The 2,679-nt window shown below is 37.6% G+C and carries 4 protein-coding genes; 1 reads left to right on the top strand and 3 read right to left on the bottom strand.

What is annotated here, in order from left to right:
- Window positions 1–17: 17 nt before the first annotated feature.
- From G5B42_RS11490 to G5B42_RS11480, 3 genes are all read right to left on the bottom strand, one after another.
- Window positions 18–329, bottom strand: coding sequence for a hypothetical protein (locus G5B42_RS11490; protein ID WP_231133556.1), 312 nt, complete (start codon window positions 327–329; stop codon window positions 18–20).
- Between the two features lie 479 nt (window positions 330–808).
- Window positions 809–1,273, bottom strand: coding sequence for a ribonuclease toxin HepT-like protein (locus G5B42_RS11485; RefSeq protein WP_181340612.1), 465 nt, complete (start codon window positions 1,271–1,273; stop codon window positions 809–811).
- Complete coding sequence (locus G5B42_RS11480; protein WP_231133560.1) at window positions 1,263–1,559, bottom strand: nucleotidyltransferase family protein; 297 nt, start codon at window positions 1,557–1,559, stop codon at window positions 1,263–1,265. The genes G5B42_RS11485 and G5B42_RS11480 overlap by 11 nt, the downstream gene beginning before the upstream one ends.
- A 933-nt stretch (window positions 1,560–2,492) precedes the next feature.
- Here G5B42_RS11480 and G5B42_RS11475 point away from each other — a divergent pair.
- A partial coding sequence (locus G5B42_RS11475) for a transposase (protein ID WP_331274121.1) occupies window positions 2,493–2,679 on the top strand: 187 nt, incomplete at its 3' end.

The following is a 2,679-nucleotide window of genomic DNA, read 5'->3' as shown; positions in this document are numbered from 1 at the left end:
CCATTATATGGACTCAACTATAATTCCTCTGTCATTGTAGGGATTAAAAAACAGGCGCCGGTTGCTGGAAAAGTTCCCAATGTAACAAAGTTTACATCAATTGGTTCAAATTTTTCTATAAAAGAAATAAATTGCTTTTTAAAGGACTCTAATTGCAAAGATTCATAAGTGGCCAAAGTAATATGTGGCTTTATTTCTTTAATTGATATTAAACTTGAGTCTAAATTTTCTTCCGCTAAACTATACCAAATCTGTCTTACATAGTCCTCAATCTCTTCACTAAAAAACATTTCTACTGCATACATATTTTTTCTCCCTTCAATGTCCATCATAGTTGACAGTCTGGTGCTTTCATGTTAGCAGAACCACGGATGGTTGGCTGATCGGCAAACTTTTTATCGTACAATTTCTTCCAGCTTTAGGCATGCTTTTAAAATCCATTTATTTTTTTTATATCGTTGTAAAAATCTTTGGTAAGAATTACAAGCATATTGTATCACAACCGAACACGGATTGTTGACTAGTACAACTATTTCATCCCATACCTTTGAAGTGACCTCTCCTTTATTTCTTCCAGTGTCTGTTGAACCTTAAATCAGCTGCAGTTGCACACTGTTAGAGCGCTCGTCTGGCATGGCGTATATCGTTCTGCGAGTTCCCGATGTTGCCGGGCCTTAGAGGCACCGGCTGAATCTTAGTTACACTTGGTGAAGACGGGGCCGTCCAGACTTGGCTTAGGCCCGGCAATATAGGCCGGAGTGACCAAAGGGAACGGAGCCGGGAACCCTGGTGTTATCTGCCGTGCCACCTAGTTTTTATCGATACTATTTAAAAATACTTCTATTTCTTCCTTTGCCTGTTTCCAAACTTCTTCCAAGGGTAACACTAGTTTCTTTAATTCATCCCAGTCTAAGAAAAACGAATACGAATGTCGAAAGAAATGCCTGAAACCCATATACTCTATCAATTTATCCTTTAGATCATTTGTTATTACTGCACTTCTTTTATCATTCTTGCTTACCATTTCTGACAACAGCCTTTTATGCCATTTTTCACCCTGGATAATACCGTTGTCTATTCTTTTAGCAATAATCTCGAAAATATTTTCTAGCCCATTATAAAAAGAGTGGAGCACAGAAGCTATTGCTGTAATCTCCACTAGGTCAGGTTCTTTTTCCCTGCATTCTTTCAATAACTGGCTATACATTTTCAATAATTTATCAATCTGCTGTATTTGAAACTGTATTTGGGATTTTATTCGTTCATTGGACATAGACAAGGACTCCTTCCTTCTCTATATATTTAACAAAATCAGTCTTTCTGTCTAAGTCTATTAAGTCTACTGAATGATTAAGTTCTAGAAGGAGCTTACCCAGAATTTTATAATACTTACCTTTAGGACAACCTTTTACAGCTAAATCTATATCCGAGCTTTCATTATATCGACCTTCAGCTACTGACCCTAGTAAATAGATTTCGCTGCAACCTTCTGCTTTAAGAATTTCTATGGCTTTATCAATATCTTCCTTATATTCCGGTGGGATTACGTACTTTTGCATTCTCACTTTTCCACCCCCATCGGGAACTTCTTCCTTTATACATTTCTTCCTTTATTTTACCACATTTAACTAGAATTAGGCATGGCAGATAACGTTTCGGGTTCCCGGTGTTGCCGGGCCTTAGAGGCGCCGGCTTAAACTCTAGTTCATACCCTTGGCCAAACCGGCGCCGTCCAGACTTGGCTTAGGCCCGGCAATATGGGCCGACGCAGACTCATCAAAATAACGCTCGTCTTCCCCCTCAAACGAAAATTCATACCTCTTTGAAGGTTTACTCCTTCCTGGTTACACATAATCAAATATGATATTACCTCGCCAATTTTAAACACTCCATTTTTCCTCCTGTATAAGATGTATAGCATATAACTTATAATAAACGTTCCATTTCGTTTATCTCTATATCTCTTATCATTAGACGAACGAGTTTCGCTTATAAGTCTGAATTGGCATTATTACTAAACTTAGTTCGTTTATCTAATATGTCTGCCTAGTTTAACGGTGGTTTCTGAGCTTTTGTATTAACATTTACATGGTTAATAAATTTTCTATTAATATTTCTATTCTTTAAAAACTTTATTTATTCATGCAATAGTTCCCTTTGCTTCTTTTTACTGAACGCATACCTGGTCGAGAAACATGTCAGCGCATAATTCTACCCCTGAAAACTTATACAAAAAATCTTCAATAAATATGTTAATGTGAACTTCAACACCCCAAAATTTCAGCAAAATTATAACGATCATTTACTTGAAGTACAGATCTTTTCAAACCACTCATCTTTCTCCTGATCAGCGAAAGAATCCCAGTTGAGTCCGTATAATGGTGTAAAATTGGTTTCCAAAAAAAGAGGGGCCATTAACAAATTCCTCAGTTAGAATAGTAGTTGGACAAACCAAAATTCTAAGAGGAGGAATTTGAATGGCCCAATACTAGATTACCGTAGATCAAGAACTTTTGCACCGTCTATTTTTAGGCAATAACAAGGATTCCGGTGTGTCAGCGTTATTGGAATCGATATTGAACCAGATTTTGCAGGCGCAAGCCACCGAACAGCTTCAAGCCGAACCATACGAACGCACTGATAAAAGGAAGGGGTATCGTAACGGCACACGCCCGCATA

Origin of the sequence: Capillibacterium thermochitinicola (genome assembly GCF_013664685.1) — a bacterium.
In the GTDB taxonomy this organism is placed as follows: domain Bacteria; phylum Bacillota; class UBA4882; order UBA10575; family UBA10575; genus Capillibacterium; species Capillibacterium thermochitinicola.
Note: the sequence above shows the minus strand (reverse complement) of the source record. Positions and strands in the feature narration are given on the sequence as shown.

Excerpts from the sequence above, each read along its gene's own strand:
- G5B42_RS11490 (WP_231133556.1), bottom strand. The coding sequence starts at position 329 with ATGGACATTGAAGGGAGAAAAAATATGTATGCAGTAGAAATGTTTTTT.
- G5B42_RS11485 (WP_181340612.1), bottom strand. The coding sequence starts at position 1,273 with ATGTCCAATGAACGAATAAAATCCCAAATACAGTTTCAAATACAGCAG.
- G5B42_RS11480 (WP_231133560.1), bottom strand. The coding sequence starts at position 1,559 with ATGCAAAAGTACGTAATCCCACCGGAATATAAGGAAGATATTGATAAA.